This window comes from Haliscomenobacter sp. (assembly GCF_965225875.1).
GTDB lineage: Bacteria > Bacteroidota > Bacteroidia > Chitinophagales > Saprospiraceae > Haliscomenobacter.
In genome coordinates this window covers 2,361,516-2,376,410 of the sequence record NZ_CBDDBS010000002.1, presented here as the reverse complement: position 1 = coordinate 2,376,410, position 14,895 = coordinate 2,361,516, and the positions used below count along the sequence as shown (strand labels likewise).

Genomic DNA, 14,895 nt, shown 5'->3' with positions numbered 1-14,895 from the left:
GTTCAGTTATACCGTGGTGGATGCGTTTCGGTAGTTTTTGTGAATTTCTAAAAACTAAATATAACCAGAAATTAGGATAAAACATATACCTAACTGGTTTTTTTAGTGCAATTGTCTGGTTTTTTCCAGCCACGGTGAAGGGGCTCGAAAAAAGCATGCGAAGATAATCAATGATTTCACAAAAACAATTGAATTTTAACCAATTATCTAAAAGCTTTGAAAAAAGCAACAAGTAGAGAAACATCAGGATGAAGGCTGCCGAAAACATTATTTTGAGTACCGCCCGCGAAACAATAGATATTGAGGTGACAACGCTTCAAGACCTAAAAAATAGCTTGAACGAGGGCTTTGTAGCAACAGTGGAAGCCATCTACAATTCTCCTGGTCGGGTGATCCTGACGGGGATTGGAAAAAGTGCCATCGTGGCCCAAAAAATTGTCGCGACCTTGAACTCTACGGGTACCCCGGCTATTTTTTTGCACGCTGCGGATGCCATCCACGGCGATTTGGGCATGGTGCAGGCGCATGATGTGGTGATTTGTTTGTCCAAAAGTGGCGAAACCCCGGAAATCAAAGTATTGGTGCCCCTGGTTAAAAACATGGGCAGCATGCTTATCGGTATGGTAAGCAACAAGGAATCCTACCTGGCCAAACAAGCCCGCTACATTTTACATACCCCGATCGATAAAGAAGCTGATCCAAATAACCTGGCGCCAACGGCCAGCACAACCGCCCAAATGGCGATGGGTGATGCGCTCGCTACTTCTCTATGCGCCTTACGTGGGTTTTCCCCGCGCGATTTTGCGCAATTTCATCCCGGAGGGTCATTGGGTAAACAGCTTTACTTGCGGGTAAGCGACCTCTATCCGCACAATGCTTGCCCCAAGGTCAGCCCTGATGCCAATCTCAAACGAACCATTTTGGAAATCACCTCCAAAAGACTGGGGGCTACGGCCGTAGTAGACGAGCAGGAAAAAATATTGGGCATAGTGACCGACGGCGACCTACGCCGGATGTTGGAGCGTTTGGACAATTGGACCGATGTACTGGCCAAAGACATCATGACGGTACAGCCCAAAAGTGTGTCCGAGCACACCATGGCCGTTCATGCGCTGGAGATCATGCGCAACCACAGCATTTCACAATTGTTGGTGGTGGATGAAGCGCAGCGATATGTTGGGGTGGTGCATTTACACGATTTGATCCGCGAAGGGATCGTGTAGGGGCGATCTTTAAGGTTGTTCAGCCATAATAAGCCTTAAGTAGACCAAAATCACTCGGTTCTGCCAAAATCACCTTCGGTTTAAAAAATCTATTTTGAAATTTTATAATAGGCTGCAAGTGATCCTATGCAACCCTGATGTTTAATTGCACTATCAAGTGGTTTTATTCCAATTGTTGTCCAACTTCGGTAATATCTGTACTCCATTTGAAAAGTTAGCTTTCCCTTTGTGGATAATCTTAACCCTGCTCCACCAACCCAGCCAAAATCGAAAAGTGGTTTTTTATCTTCAGGAAAGATAAAATGAACTGGGGGAGCTCCATTTCCTGTTTTGCTTTTACCTCCAATGCGAAGGGAATTGTTGATGCCTGTATTGGCAAAGATTTCTATTGTTTTTCCTAAATTAAATTCGATGAGTACAGGGGTCGTTATGAACGGATACACAAAATCTTCACTAATTGTATATACATTTTTTTCACGCCATCCTCGTTCTTCATAAAGTACCGCAGAATGAAGAGAAATATTTGGGTTGATCCTATAATACATTCCTATGCCGAACAAAAGTGTACGCTTTTTATCCTCTTTTTGTCTTTTTCCCAGGCCATCTACATCTGAGTGTAAATCTGGAAAGTTGATGCCACTTGATACTCCAACCTGTAGATTTTGTGCAATTATAGGCAGAGCTATTGACACAATTAAAAATAAGGTGACTATCGATTTCATGATGATATTTTTTACAAAGCCTAAATTAATATACCGTTCGGGTTCAGGTTTTGTGCAATGTGATCTAAAAAAACCGATTTTAACGGATTCCTCCAAAACGATTTGCACAAAATCTCACACCCCTAGATATAATAACCTGAAGATTATTTTATGATGTCCTTGTCAAGCTTTGTGCATTATCAATTTGCTCATAAAAGCTTTTGATTACACACAAAACTTGACAAAGACAGGTGTCTACAGTTTACTAACAACTAATTTTTGGGTTTTTGAAAAATGTTGATCTTGTGCACAAACAAAATATACGCCATTGGTTAATTGAGAGATGTCCAGATTTTCCAAAAGGCTCTTTGGTTTAAAAGACTTAATTAAAACTCCACTTTGGTTAAATACCTTAATTTGGCCAGAAAGGAAATCAAAATCTTTGGCCAGTTTTATTGTCGCCCAGATTTTGCTTGGATTAGGAAATACTTCAATGAAATTTTGAGAAATAAGAGATGCTTCAAGTTGGGCTTTTAAAAGAGAACCAGTATTAGAGAAACCCGCAGAACAAGAAGTTCTTATATCGAGGGTATATGATTCACTAACACCGGTTAGACAACCTTCACCATTTACTACTGAACAAGTAATAGTAGCAAATCCAGAAGAATTAGCAGTGAAAGAACAACCAGAGGTGCCAGGATAAAGAGTAATGGGACCTGTTGAGCTCCACTGAAGTTGATAAAAACTGGACAATGGTAGGCTAGCTAGAGAGGTAGAAATACTATAAGTGCCGTTGGCACAGATAACATTGTAAGAGTTAAGGATACTTCCATTATTGTTAGTTGCAGGATTAATTGTTTGTTTCAACTTAGCATCACTAGACAAACCCCAAGAATAATTCCTTCTTACCGATGTTGCTATAAGTTGGCTCCCACAAGTAGACGGTAAGCTGATGTCACATTCAACCCATGTCGAACAGCCTACACAGCTGCCATTTGCTCTAACTTGCACAGCACTTCCACTACCTGAAATTGTCAAATTATTGCTACTGCGCCATGTATAGGCATAAGGTAATCCAGCAGTTGTTTGTAAGTTTATTGCACTAACATCTTGTCTTAAATTGACACATGGGATAATGGTGCTTCCTGAGAAAAGTTTATACGAAGCATTTAAATTTTGAACATTGCTTGAAATAGGATCGAGCCAATCACGGAGTCGCGTTGCGGGTGTTGTCCCCGAATTGTATGAAACATCAAAGCGCCCAAACCACTTGTCTACGCTGCTGCCATTACTTCCATTGCAAGATTGTGCTAAACCTCCAGATAATTGACCCACTATTCTATGCGAAGGGTTGATTAGAGCAGAACCTGATGAGCCCCCCTCAATTACTCCAAAATCACCACCGGCTATATTATTTCCAGAATTAAATCGCCAAGCGGTTTGTGGTTGTAAATCCAGAGGTCGAACTACAGGCTCTGTATTCGTGATAGATGCATCAACATCACCACTGATTTTCATGAATGCTCCTTGAGGATGATGCAATACTCTTGAGGCATTAGGGGGTGAGGTTGCTCTATCCCAACCCATGAAAAATAAACGATGTTCAGCACTAGGTCTTTGATTCATTTCAAGAAGTGAGGCGTCTGTTGATGTACCAGTTTGTGCACGCTGCGAAGTTCCAATAAAAGTTACATAGCTGCCACTATTGTAATACAAAAACCTTACCCCTAAATTAGCGAATACAGGATTCCCTCCAACGAAAGAGCAATGTTCGGCTGTTAGTAAGTAAGCTGGTAAGTCATTATTAAAATTGGTGCTGTTGATCAAAGTTGCTGTACAATATGCTGTAGAGTTATTGTATAATGTAACTGCGACCGCTCTCTGTTCCATTTTGTAACAATCACTCCGGCTATCAGTCACATCAACATTACAAGCTAGTGCACTTTTTTCAAGTATATCTCTGCTAGTAAATGCGGCTCCACCGTTTCTATAGCCATACCCTACATAAGAGATATGTATATTGTTTTCTTTAAGGGAATGTTGAGATGTTCTAAACAATATGGTTATGGAATTCCCTTCAATAACTTCAGTTGATATTTCTTCCGTAGATGAAAAAGATTTGTTGGTTAATGGACCATAAATCACATCTTTCTTGTCTGAATATATAAATATTTCTGCGTCTTCCGAAAGTTTCAAGTTTTGGAAAGTAAGACTTAGACTTTGAGCTTTATTGGCATTAAGCTGCAACGTCCAAACTAATTGATCATCTAATGAATTCCAAACTCCACTATTCTTAGGTGTCAATTCAACTTCTATCAGTTGAGCAAATCGATAGGGTACATTTTTTTTCTCGTTTTCTTCATCTGACCGTTCCAAATTAAGCAACTCTGAATCAGATAAATCTCGAATGTTGATAGATGGAGTCTTGTTGACCATTTTCTTAATGTTGAGTAAAAGGTCAAGAGATTTTTCATCTGTAAGCGAGGTCACAACTTGAGATTTTAGTTGGTACGCGCAGTTAAACAAAAGAATAAAAAGAATTAGCTTTTGCATGGTTTTAAATTTAAATTGGTAAATCTTGAATCTTTCTTGAAATAGTCGCAAAATTGTATTTGTGCTATGGGCTAAATGTGCAAAGCCAATAAGAGTTGAGCGGCAAATTCTAACAATAGTGTTCAAACTCACCGAAGGCTAACACCGGTTCTGTTTTGGTCTAAAAACAAAGAATAAACGGATGAATCTGCATAGGATTATGCAAAATCTAAAAATTAACATTTAAATTTCGTTAATAATTGAATTGGTATTTTTAGATTTGAGTATAGGGCTATGATTTCAATTTTTCATTATCCGCGTGCCGCTGTGCGTCCCGCTTCGTCTTTTTTTCCAAATTTTTCCGCAGCGCCTCCGTCAAATCCACCCCGGTTTGATTGGCCAGACAAATGAGCACAAACAACACATCTGCCATTTCATCGGCCAAATCCTCTTCAGCAGTCAACGCATCCGCTGGATTTTTGAAAGACTGCTCGCCGTACATCCGGGCCATCAGGCGGGCGACTTCACCCACCTCTTCCATCAGGATGGCTGTATTGGTCAATTCCTGGTAGTACCGGATGCCGATGGTGTTGATCCACTCGTCTACGGTTTTTTGGGCTTCACTTAACTGCATTATTCCTTGTTTTTGCTGTCGATGAGGATGGTGACCGGGCCGTCGTTGAGCAGGCGGACTTTCATATCCGCACCAAATTCACCAGTGCCGACGGAAATACCGGAAAGGGTTTCGAGTTTTTGTACAAAAGCCTCGTACATGGGGATGGCAAAATCGGGTTTGGAGGCTCGGATGTAAGAGGGGCGATTGCCTTTTTTGGTGCTGGCGTGCAAGGTAAATTGGCTGACCACCAAAAGGCCTCCTTGGGCCTCCAATACCGAGCGGTTCATTACGCCGTTATCATCTGGAAAAATCCTTAGGTTGATCACTTTATTGCACAACCACTCAATGTCTTCGGCGGTATCGGCATCCTCAATGCCTACGAGGATTAAAAGCCCCGTTTCAATGGCTGATTTTATTTTTCCCTCGATGGTGACGGAGGCTTCGCTGACTCTTTGGATGACGAGGCGCATTATTTCTTTTTGCGTTTCAGGATGGCTTTTTGGTAACTGCGTACGGCGTAACTATCGACATTGGGCGACTCCTGGGTACCGTTGCCACTTTGCCGCACTGCTTTGGTCTGCAAGCTGTAAAATTCAACGATCAGGCGGTCTTTCTCCAGCTTATAATTGTTGATGATGGTGCTCCCTTGCACGCTGAATGCACCACTGAATACTGGCCCGGTCCAAAATTGATCCAAGGCAATACCATTGCGTTCATCAATCACCCAATGCCCTTTTGAGGCATCCACTGGTTTGAGGATATAGGGCCGATTGTCTTCGGATTGTTCGCCGTAGATCAGTTGCCAGGTATAGTGTCCAAGGGTGTCAGCAGGCTGAATATTGAGCTGCATCTTCACTTTTTTGGGAGAATTGCTGTTTCCAGCGTACCAGCTTAGCTCACCCTCCCAATTGCCCAGCCAGTTTTGAGGAAAGTCTACGGCAGACTGCCCCTGGCTCAATTGTACCAACAATAAAGCCAGGAACAGCATAAACCCCTTTTTCATATGGAATTGGTTTAACCCTACTTGGCACTTTTCACCAACTCTGCATCTTTAAGCCCATACATCAGGCGGTTGATGTCGTTGGCGTTCAAGTCCAGTTTTCCCTTGATGGTGATGGCTTCGGTCGTGTATTTGATGGGCTCTTTGGAAATGACTTCCATCACCGTTTCTGGCCCTGCGCCTCCACAAAAGAAACACATGTTGTAAGGGAAGGCAGAAAAGACAAACTCTTTTTGCCCCCGGTAGCCTTCCACTGGAATGATGTAGCCTTTGATTTCGACTGCTTTTCCTTCGAGGGACTTGATTTCGGGGCTAAAGATGGGTACATCCACTTTGAAGCCCAACATTTCGTCGTATTGCTTCTTAAAGGTGACTTTAGCCAGGGTCGTCCAGAGGCTTTTGGCATCCTGGGCTTGTACACTTGAACCAATCATACTCACAAAACCAAGCACGAGACTGGCTATCAACAAAGTTTTTTTCATTTTGTACGCCATTTTATTTGTTAGGGCAAAAGTATAAAAATTAACCATGCTCTGAAAAAACGATCGATCAGAGAATTAAGTTTACTTAGTAGTGGGGCAAAAATAAATGTTCATTTTTCCTGAGCCAGAGGATTAGATAAGACACTTAAATTGAACCGTTTACTTATCTAATCCTCTGGCAAAATGAACAATTTATTTTTTTATCGCCCCTTATAGACTAATTTTTGCCACCCGCAGTTGGCCCCGTCGTTCGCTGGGCACCACCATTTTATCACCAGCAATTTGAATGGCATCCCGAAAACGCAGGCGCAATTTGAGCAATTCGGTGCTCAACAAACTGTGCCGCTCGTTGTCGCCAGTTCCTTTTACTACGTATTCGCTGACGGTATTTTCAAATTTGATTTCGTCATTAAAAATCAAGCGCACATTGGCGGGCGTTTTAAACAGGAAAAAGGAAGAATAAGCCCCATCGTCATCCTGCGAATATTGCTTTTTGTACAACACCTTCTTCCAATGCTCTTCACCATCGGGGTGTATAGAAATGGCAAAAATATCATTGTAGTAATAATCAATGGTACTGCGGCTTACGTTGTCAAAACCCATGCGGGGCACGTTGGTAGAAAAACGGGTTGAGTTGCGATTTTCTTCCCCGAGGATGAGCATGCCGCCATCCTGGCGCAAAACAATTTCATTGATGCCCACTTCGACGAGCCCTCGATTCTGGCGAATTTCCTTCCCTTCCAGATCAGAAACGAAGCTGTCGTCGAAGGGATGAAAGCGCAAGCGGTGGGTCAATAAATCGCTACGCGGTATACTAAGGTGGAAATACCCTTCGGCACGTTCAATATTGCGTTCGAAGTAGAGGCCACCTGCACAGAAACGTTTGTTGCGGTTGTCGATGATGAATTTGACGTCGTAAGTCACCTTATCCTGCATAAACAGGGCAATCTGGTTCAGGATTGGGGTGCTGCTGTCCGCTATAAATAGGTCAAAGCGGTGTTTTTCCCGCCGGCTAAGTACATTGTCCTTTTCGAGTACCATGTACATTTCGCCGTCATTGCTTACCAACATATGCAAGACGTCAACCCCTTCGGTAAAATCGTCGACCTGGAAACTTTTTTCCCACAAGACCTTGAAAGAGGCATTGTCAAACACCAGTACATTGAAAGTGTTCCGGTCGATGTGGTAGACCAAAACCTTGCTGCGGTCTTCGCTGCGTTCCCAGTGGAAATTGGGGGTAAAAAAAGTGAAGCCGTAATCTTTCAGCAACAAAGTTTGTTTTTTATTGGCCGAAGGATCGAAATGATCCGCCCGAAGAATGGTATTGCCCTTATCGCGGTGGTGGTAAATGACGGTGAAGCTATCGCGCAAATTGTTGACTCCAATCACCGAAGGCTGGCGTTTTTCCAACTCAATCTCCTTGCTCCAACTGCTGCGCATGTTTTCGTCAAAAGCCTGGATTTCAAATTTATCCATGCGGTTGCGGAACAAGAGCACCCGACCTTTGAGCTCTCCAATCACATCATAGGACACATCGTTGCGCAAGGGCAATTCCTCGGATACCACAACCTGTTGTGCCGATATTTTTAGCGTTGCCAACAAGGCGAAAATGAGCAGCAAATACTTCATAACCGATGGTTTTATCTAAAAATAACAATTGTAGTTGGATTTCGGCTACAATTTCCGTGGAATTTGTCTGCCTGTGGGCAGGAATTTTACAATTCTGCCAGCAAAATCTTCCGATAGCTGATTGACATTTCGTTGCCAGGGTGCAGTTGGATGCCAATGGGGCCAGAAGTTGCCATCCCTTCTGAGGTGTAGGTCATTACTTGTTTGCCATTGAGGTAGGCGGTGTAAGTATTGCCGATCACCTTGATTTGGAGTGAATTCCAATCTTTGGGCTTGAGTAACTCCTTGACTCCAGTAGCTTCAACCGGGTAGCGCAGTTTGGGAATGTAAGGCGAGCCCGTCATGTCTCTTTTGAGGGAACCAGAAATGCCAATCTGGATCTGGTCATTTTCGGAGCGCAGGAAAAAACCCGAATCTACGGTACCTTCACCCATCAAAAATTCGGCCTGCAGGACAAAGTTTTGATAGGATTTTTCCGTCCACAAGATGGCTCCCTTTTTGGTGGGTTCACTTTTGACCAACAACACTCCCTTGGATACTGTCCAGCAAGATTCTGGCGCTGGAACGACCCAACCCTCGAGGTTTTTACCGTTAAAAATCTTTTTCATCTTGGATTTCTGGGCATTCAATTGCCCAAAACCGAGGATCAAGAGGAGAAAAAAAAGGGTATGTGAAATTTTCATGCGCTAATGTTTTAGTTTTGCACCCCAAAATAGGACAATACCCGTTATGAGCAAGCGGAATAAGCTACAGAAATTTGCAGAGTTGTTGTCATTCCCGAATGTTTATGAAAACTTCGATTCGGGAAATCCCCAATTGGCTGGAGAGAACGGCCAAATTGTGGACTTGAAAGGCCAGTGGAAGGCTGGTCATTTTAAAAATGATGCCCCACTTACCCTCGAACTGGCTTGTGGCCGGGGAGAATATTCGGTGGCGCTGGGTGAAATGTATCCCGAACGGAATTTCATTGGGGTGGACATCAAAGGGGCCCGTATTTGGAAAGGGGCACTGGCCGCCTTACAAAAACAACTGCACAATGTAGCCTTCCTGCGTACACGCATCGAACAAATCATGTATTTCTTTGCGGAAGGGGAGGTGGATGAGATCTGGATCACTTTCCCGGATCCTTTTTTGCGCAACAGCAAAACCAATCGCCGCCTGACTTCGCCTGCTTTTTTGGATCGGTACCGCAAGATGATGCCCGCCGGAGGTATCGTACACCTCAAAACGGATGACCCCACCTTATATGAGTTTACGTTAATGGTGATCCGGGATTACCCCGAAGCGACCTTGCTGTACAATGATGATGATATTTATGCGAAGGAGTTGCCGCTGCCTGAGTTGGAAATCAAAACGTATTACGAGCGGATGCATTTGGCGGAGCAAAAAACCATAAAATATGTGCAATTTCGGTTATCGTGACGGGCGGCCCGTCACGATAACCGGGCAACCATGTAGGGTTGCCCCTACTGTTTTTTTTGCCCGTAGGTCAGGTTCAAATCATCCAGCACGATATCCAGCATTGGATCTTTGCCTCGTTCGTAGCCCTCTTTGAGGTGGTGGCCATAAAATCCCCCCAACACATTCCAATATGTCGCTGTCCAGCCGCCGCGCAATCCTTTTACCAAATCATACATTGGCGTATCCAGTTCACGCTCGATCATTTTGATCAGCAGCATGCCTTGGGTGCGGGTGAGTTTTTTGAGGGGCTGTTCAAATTTTTCCTCCAGGTCTTCCTGTTGTGCTTTGATGTATTTGCGCTTTTGGCCTTTTTTGATGTCATTGGTTACGGCTTCCACTTCCCGAAAAATGCGTACCGCTTCCACTGCATACGGATAGACAGAGTAAGCATAACGGCGGTATTTGCGGTATTTTTTATAATCCTCTTCAGAATCGAAGGAGCGCAGGGAAGTGATGGATACCTCACCCAAACCTGCCATAATTAAGGTATCTCCACCGTCGTCAATGATGTAGTCGTAAGTCTGGCCTTTGATGGTCACTTTTCCTTTGTTGCTTTCCTGGGCAAAGCTCCAGACGAAGGCCAACAAACACAGCAGCAAGGTGAAGAAATATTTCATGATTTACGTTCTACATTAAAACAGGAATCTCCTTTGCATGTTCAATGCAAAGGAGATGGTAAATATTGTTCAAGATGGAATATACTTTATGATCAGGTCTACCTAAAAAATCACTTCTTTAGCTGCCTTCATCGGGATACCAATGCACTTTTTCTCCATGTATTCCAGCATGCGCTCCAGCAAATCGCGGGTATTGGTGTCCAACTGGGCGACCTCTTTGTGGAATACTTCGTTCAGTGCACGATCTTTTACGGCTTTGATTTCAACGGGAACCTGACGCATCGCAATTTCCAAACGGCGTTGTTGGAACACTTTAGGCAGTTCTTCGATGAAATCTTCCAACATCGCTTTGGCTTTTTGTACCTCTAGTTCGCGGAAAGCGAGGTTTTCTTTAGCTAAAGCACGCAGGCCTTCAATTTCGATGTAGTGGTTTTCGTAAGTGTTTACGACTTCGGGGGCGATATTGTGTGGAATGGATAAGTCGATTAAAACTTTGGCGCCAGTTTCCCCATTCAACAATTGTGGATAAAGCTCAGGGGTGATAACTGGTTCAGTGGCAGCAGTACAAACGATGAGTGCATCAAAACCTTCGCTGTAGCTGTGCAGCGCATTCAGGTCAAATGCACGACCATGTGGGAAAATAGCAGCAATTTCTTCCGCTTTGGCAACCGTACGGTTGAATACAGCTACTTCGGTGTAATGGTGTTTGTCCAAAAACTTGGCGATCAAGGCGTTGGTCTGTCCAGCACCCACTATCAGGATACGCGCCTCCTTGGGCAGGTGGTAACGCATCATTTTTTGGATGGCCAATGAAGCTACTGAAACAGGCTTATCGCCGATGCGGGTATTGGAGTAGATCGACTTGGCAACGGCTACGGCCTGATCCATCGCCATGCGCAGGTTGTCGCCGATGAGGCCCCATTCTTTGCATTGGTCGTAAGCGTCGCGGAGTTGACCCAAAATTTGGCGCTCTCCAATCACCATCGAATCCATCGAAGCAGAAACAGTGAAGTAATGCTCCAGGGCATCCATACCTTCCAGAATCTGTACGCTATCTTCCAGCGTGCCTAAAACTTCGTCTTCGAGTTGTGGATTGACTTGCTTGAAAAACTCTACGGCAAAAACCAGGTCCAATTTGCGTTCGGTGTGAAAGAAGTACATCACCCGATTGCAAGTAGACAAATACAAAAGCTCATCCAAACCAAATTGTTCCTTAAGGTCCTGCAAGCGCATCTTCAACGCCGAGGGGTCGGAGGTTTTGACCACAAACTCACTGATGCTGTGTAAGTTTACACGTTTGTGGGTGACCGTAAGGATTTTGTAATTGTCTAACATAACCTTGTTTGCTTAAAAAAAATGACACTGTTGAATTACTAAGCGGTTAATTCTCGCAAGGGTTTGGGATGATTGACTTTTTATCCGGTACTTACGGTGTCTACTGAATGAACGATGCAAAAATAGAATGCCGCTTGGGAAATAATGTCACGGTTCTGTAACAACATTATACAATTCGATTATTTGGACGAAATCTAAATTGTATTTCTGAGACCTTGGATTTCTTGACATTTTCCCTGCAAAAAAACGGCGGTGATTTTTAGCATGCACTGACAAAAGTCAACCCTTTCCGCTGATATAAACGCAATAAATTTAAGGTCGGATTCGGTTTTGCGTCAAAACAATTTCAAATTTGTCATTTCCAAAAGTATTTTGACCTTCTTATGACGTAAAGCCTTACTTTTGCGCCACGCTTTCAGGGAACCTGGCACTCAGGGACTTTGTTAAGTTGGAACTTTCAAACCTTTCATTTTATGTACCGTACGCATACCTGCGGCGACCTGCGTATCGCCGATGTCAGCAAGACTGTGAAATTGAGTGGATGGGTGCAAACCACCCGTGATTTTGGTGCCATGACCTTTTTGGATCTGCGAGACCGTTACGGCATTACCCAGTTGGTGTTCAGCATGGAAGAAAATGCTGGCTTGTGTGAACAGGCCCGCAAATTGGGCCGCGAGTTCGTCATCGAGATTGAAGGTACCGTGCGTGAACGCAGCAATAAAAACCCCAATCGGGCTACTGGCGATATTGAGATTGTGACCCAATCCCTGCGGGTGCTCAATTCCTCCAAAGTGCCTCCCTTCACCATTGAAGATGAAACCGACGGTGGCGACGACCTCCGTATGAAATACCGCTACCTGGATTTGCGGCGCAGCCCGGTGCAAAATAACCTGATCTTCCGCTCCAAATTGGCGCTGGAAGTGCGCAAGTTTTTGTCTGATCAAAACTTCATTGAGGTCGAAACACCTTTTTTGATCAAAAGTACACCAGAAGGTGCCCGCGACTTTGTAGTACCTAGCCGCATGAACCCAGGGCAGTTTTATGCCTTGCCCCAATCTCCACAAACCTTCAAGCAGATTTTGATGGTAGCTGGTTTCGACCGCTATTTTCAGATCGTGAAGTGTTTCCGGGATGAAGACTTACGCGCAGATCGTCAGCCGGAGTTTACCCAAATCGACTGCGAGATGGCATTTGTCACTCGGGAGGATATTTTGAATACCTTCGAAGCGTTGACTCGCCATTTGTTTTTACATACCCTGGGTTTGGAATTGGGCGATTTCCCCCGGATGTCTTACGATGATGCCATGCGCCTGTATGGTTCCGACAAACCCGACCTGCGCTTCGGTATGCCTTTCGCTGATCTGACCGATTTGACCAAAGGGAAAGGATTTGTGGTGTTTGATAGCGCAGAATTGGTCGTAGGCATCAATGCCACAGGCCAGGCTGACTACACGCGCAAGCAGGTAGATGAGCTGACCGAGTGGGTAAAACGCCCCCAAATTGGTGCAAAAGGTTTGGTGTACGTTCGCTACAATACCGACGGAACCTTGAAGTCTTCCGTCGACAAGTTTTTCAGTGAAGATCAACTCCGCGATTGGGCGAAGCACCTGGATGCAAAACCGGGTGACTTGATGCTCATCATGGCAGGTGAAGAAGAAAAAACCCGCAAACAACTGGGCGAGCTGCGCCTGGAAATGGGGCGCCGCATGGGCTTGATGAAAGCTGGCGACTTCAAACCACTCTGGGTGCTGGACTTCCCGCTTCTGGAATGGGACGAAGACACCGAGCGTTTTTATGCCATGCACCACCCCTTCACTTCACCCAAGCCAGATGACGTGGCCAAAATGGCTTCTAACGACCGCGATGTCCTGAAGGGCTTGCGCGCTGACGCCTACGATTTGGTGTTGAACGGTGTCGAAATTGGCGGGGGCTCGATTCGGATTTTCGATCGTGACCTGCAAATGAAAAACTTTAGCCTTTTGGGCTTCAGTGACGAAGAAGCTGAAGCGCAGTTCGGCTTCTTGCTGGGGGCATTTGAATTTGGCGCGCCACCACACGGGGGCATCGCCTTTGGTTTTGACCGCCTTTGCTCCGTAATGAATGGCCAAAACTCGATCCGCGACTTTATCGCCTTCCCGAAAAACAACCAGGGTAGAGATATGATGATTGATGCACCTTCCGGGATTGCGGATGCGCAGTTGAAGGAGTTGAACTTGGCGGTGACGGTGAAGCCTTAAGGCAATGGTCAATATGAACACTTATTTTTTTGTCGCCCCTTAAAAGGCACAGAAGAGCAATAAAGCCAATTAAAGCTGAAATTTTGGATGAGTCCTTGGGCGCTGCAAAAGCACTGCCCAAGGACTTTTTTTTATCAAATCCTCCCTTGCTGTCACTTATTGCCTATTATTGCAACAGAAAGATCTCTAGAACAACAAACATGTCCGACCACGCCCTCTTGCTCGCTCAAGCCCGCGAATACGATGCCCGCGGCGATGTGTACAACGCAGTGAAGTTGTACAAACGCTGCATTAAGCTGGCTCCAGAGGTCGTGGAAGCGTATGTGCAGTTGGCGGAGATTTACAAAAAACGGGGGGAGTGGAAACCGGCCATGTATTACGCCAAAAAAGCCCTTTCTCTCGATGCAAGTTTGGCGGATACCTGGTGGACCTTAGGCATTACTGCGGTGGCGCTGGGAAAAGATCGATTGGCCAATTCGGTATGGTCAAAATTCGGCCCCAGTAACCCGCGCTCAGCTCTGATCTCATTACAACTTACCCACAGTGGTTTATTTGAAATGATTTGGGCTAAACCTCTTGACCCCGCCCGGGCACAAATCACCAGCATTCCACACCCAGATTCTGACCGCCACTTTTTAGATGTTGTGGTCTTTGACCGGCAAGTAATTGGTTACAATGTGGCCAAACGTCGCCGCTATCCGGTACATGCCGAATTGGGCCTTCAGCAACGCTCCCTTTATTTCACCTTCTCCTGCTGGCTGGAAAGCCCAACGAAAAAGGACATCCAAACTCTGGAACGTTTGTGTGTGGAAGCGCATTTGGGCTTTGAAATCTGGTCAAAGGCTGCACGGGTGCAAAAACAGGTGTACAACGATAAATTGCAGGAGTTTTACAGCGGAGACTTATTCCAAAAGGAGGAGGAAAATTTGCTGGTGGCCATCGCGGCCAAACAGGAAGCGCATGTCGAACAGGTGCTGCGGGCCTGGACAATCATTACCTTGAGGCAGTATTTCGCTTTGGAGCGGCATTAGTAGTGGGTTAAAAATAAGTGTTCAACCTACC

14 protein-coding genes are annotated in these 14,895 nt (G+C 44.9%); 4 read left to right on the top strand and 10 right to left on the bottom strand.

All coding sequences use genetic code 11. The annotated features are described in order from the left end of the window. Nucleotides 1-248: 248 nt before the first annotated feature. The gene (locus tag ACO08K_RS12200; protein ID WP_421796676.1) at nt 249-1,223 is read left to right on the top strand and encodes a KpsF/GutQ family sugar-phosphate isomerase; all 975 of its coding nucleotides are present in this window, start codon (nt 249-251) and stop codon (nt 1,221-1,223) included. 89 nt (nt 1,224-1,312) lie between these two features. On the opposite strand, the gene ACO08K_RS12195 is transcribed toward ACO08K_RS12200, so the two are convergent. The 8 genes from ACO08K_RS12195 to ACO08K_RS12160 all read right to left on the bottom strand — a co-directional run bounded on the left by ACO08K_RS12195 (nt 1,313) and on the right by ACO08K_RS12160 (nt 8,866). After that, nucleotides 1,313-1,945, bottom strand: coding sequence for an outer membrane beta-barrel protein (locus ACO08K_RS12195; RefSeq protein WP_421796675.1), 633 nt, complete (start codon nt 1,943-1,945; stop codon nt 1,313-1,315). A gap of 234 nt (nt 1,946-2,179) precedes the next feature. Next, nucleotides 2,180-4,477, bottom strand: a complete 2,298-nt coding sequence (locus tag ACO08K_RS12190; protein ID WP_421796674.1) for a T9SS type A sorting domain-containing protein — start codon at nt 4,475-4,477, stop codon at nt 2,180-2,182. A 271-nt stretch (nt 4,478-4,748) separates the two neighbouring features. Further along, entirely contained in the window at nt 4,749-5,090 is a 342-nt protein-coding gene (locus ACO08K_RS12185; protein WP_421796673.1) for a nucleotide pyrophosphohydrolase, read from the bottom strand. Next, the gene (dtd, locus tag ACO08K_RS12180; RefSeq protein ID WP_421796672.1) at nt 5,090-5,542 is read right to left on the bottom strand and encodes a D-aminoacyl-tRNA deacylase; all 453 of its coding nucleotides are present in this window, start codon (nt 5,540-5,542) and stop codon (nt 5,090-5,092) included. The genes ACO08K_RS12185 and dtd overlap by 1 nt, the downstream gene beginning before the upstream one ends. Further along, nucleotides 5,542-6,075 (bottom strand): hypothetical protein, encoded by a 534-nt coding sequence (locus tag ACO08K_RS12175; protein ID WP_421796671.1) that lies wholly within the window; start codon nt 6,073-6,075, stop codon nt 5,542-5,544. Before ACO08K_RS12175 ends, dtd begins: the two co-directional genes overlap by 1 nt. A 17-nt stretch (nt 6,076-6,092) precedes the next feature. Continuing rightward, nucleotides 6,093-6,554 (bottom strand): hypothetical protein, encoded by a 462-nt coding sequence (locus ACO08K_RS12170; RefSeq protein WP_421796670.1) that lies wholly within the window; start codon nt 6,552-6,554, stop codon nt 6,093-6,095. A gap of 210 nt (nt 6,555-6,764) precedes the next feature. Further along, entirely contained in the window at nt 6,765-8,183 is a 1,419-nt protein-coding gene (locus ACO08K_RS12165; RefSeq protein ID WP_421796669.1) for a hypothetical protein, read from the bottom strand. Nucleotides 8,184-8,269: 86 nt separating this feature from the next. Continuing rightward, on the bottom strand, nt 8,270-8,866 hold the full coding sequence (locus tag ACO08K_RS12160) for a 3-keto-disaccharide hydrolase (RefSeq protein ID WP_421796668.1): 597 nt from the start codon (nt 8,864-8,866) through the stop codon (nt 8,270-8,272). Nucleotides 8,867-8,912: 46 nt separating this feature from the next. Between ACO08K_RS12160 and trmB the strand changes: the two genes are divergently transcribed. Beyond that, a complete protein-coding gene (trmB, locus tag ACO08K_RS12155) occupies nt 8,913-9,605 on the top strand; it encodes a tRNA (guanosine(46)-N7)-methyltransferase TrmB (protein ID WP_421796667.1) in 693 nt (230 codons plus the stop codon). A 44-nt stretch (nt 9,606-9,649) separates the two neighbouring features. Here the strand turns inward: trmB and ACO08K_RS12150 are convergent, their stop codons facing one another. Together ACO08K_RS12150 and hemA are read right to left on the bottom strand one after the other, a co-directional pair. Continuing rightward, complete coding sequence (locus ACO08K_RS12150) at nt 9,650-10,261, bottom strand: DUF4294 domain-containing protein (RefSeq protein WP_421796666.1); 612 nt, start codon at nt 10,259-10,261, stop codon at nt 9,650-9,652. A 102-nt stretch (nt 10,262-10,363) separates the two neighbouring features. Then, entirely contained in the window at nt 10,364-11,596 is a 1,233-nt protein-coding gene (gene hemA, locus ACO08K_RS12145) for a glutamyl-tRNA reductase (protein ID WP_421796665.1), read from the bottom strand. A gap of 473 nt (nt 11,597-12,069) precedes the next feature. On the opposite strand from hemA, the gene aspS reads away from it, so the two are divergent. Beyond that, entirely contained in the window at nt 12,070-13,833 is a 1,764-nt protein-coding gene (gene aspS / locus ACO08K_RS12140; RefSeq protein WP_421796664.1) for an aspartate--tRNA ligase, read from the top strand. Between the two features lie 200 nt (nt 13,834-14,033). After that, entirely contained in the window at nt 14,034-14,864 is an 831-nt protein-coding gene (locus ACO08K_RS12135; RefSeq protein ID WP_421796663.1) for a tetratricopeptide repeat protein, read from the top strand. Nucleotides 14,865-14,895 lie beyond the last annotated feature (31 nt).

Bases quoted from the DNA above. Each gene is read 5' to 3' on its own strand.
- aspS (WP_421796664.1), top strand. From the start codon at position 12,070: ATGTACCGTACGCATACCTGCGGCGACCTGCGTATCGCCGATGTCAGC.
- trmB (WP_421796667.1), top strand. From the start codon at position 8,913: ATGAGCAAGCGGAATAAGCTACAGAAATTTGCAGAGTTGTTGTCATTC.
- ACO08K_RS12150 (WP_421796666.1), bottom strand. From the start codon at position 10,261: ATGAAATATTTCTTCACCTTGCTGCTGTGTTTGTTGGCCTTCGTCTGG.
- ACO08K_RS12160 (WP_421796668.1), bottom strand. From the start codon at position 8,866: ATGAAAATTTCACATACCCTTTTTTTTCTCCTCTTGATCCTCGGTTTT.
- ACO08K_RS12175 (WP_421796671.1), bottom strand. From the start codon at position 6,075: ATGAAAAAGGGGTTTATGCTGTTCCTGGCTTTATTGTTGGTACAATTG.
- hemA (WP_421796665.1), bottom strand. From the start codon at position 11,596: ATGTTAGACAATTACAAAATCCTTACGGTCACCCACAAACGTGTAAAC.
- ACO08K_RS12170 (WP_421796670.1), bottom strand. From the start codon at position 6,554: ATGAAAAAAACTTTGTTGATAGCCAGTCTCGTGCTTGGTTTTGTGAGT.
- ACO08K_RS12200 (WP_421796676.1), top strand. From the start codon at position 249: ATGAAGGCTGCCGAAAACATTATTTTGAGTACCGCCCGCGAAACAATA.
- ACO08K_RS12190 (WP_421796674.1), bottom strand. From the start codon at position 4,477: ATGCAAAAGCTAATTCTTTTTATTCTTTTGTTTAACTGCGCGTACCAA.
- dtd (WP_421796672.1), bottom strand. From the start codon at position 5,542: ATGCGCCTCGTCATCCAAAGAGTCAGCGAAGCCTCCGTCACCATCGAG.
- ACO08K_RS12165 (WP_421796669.1), bottom strand. From the start codon at position 8,183: ATGAAGTATTTGCTGCTCATTTTCGCCTTGTTGGCAACGCTAAAAATA.
- ACO08K_RS12135 (WP_421796663.1), top strand. From the start codon at position 14,034: ATGTCCGACCACGCCCTCTTGCTCGCTCAAGCCCGCGAATACGATGCC.
- ACO08K_RS12185 (WP_421796673.1), bottom strand. From the start codon at position 5,090: ATGCAGTTAAGTGAAGCCCAAAAAACCGTAGACGAGTGGATCAACACC.
- ACO08K_RS12195 (WP_421796675.1), bottom strand. From the start codon at position 1,945: ATGAAATCGATAGTCACCTTATTTTTAATTGTGTCAATAGCTCTGCCT.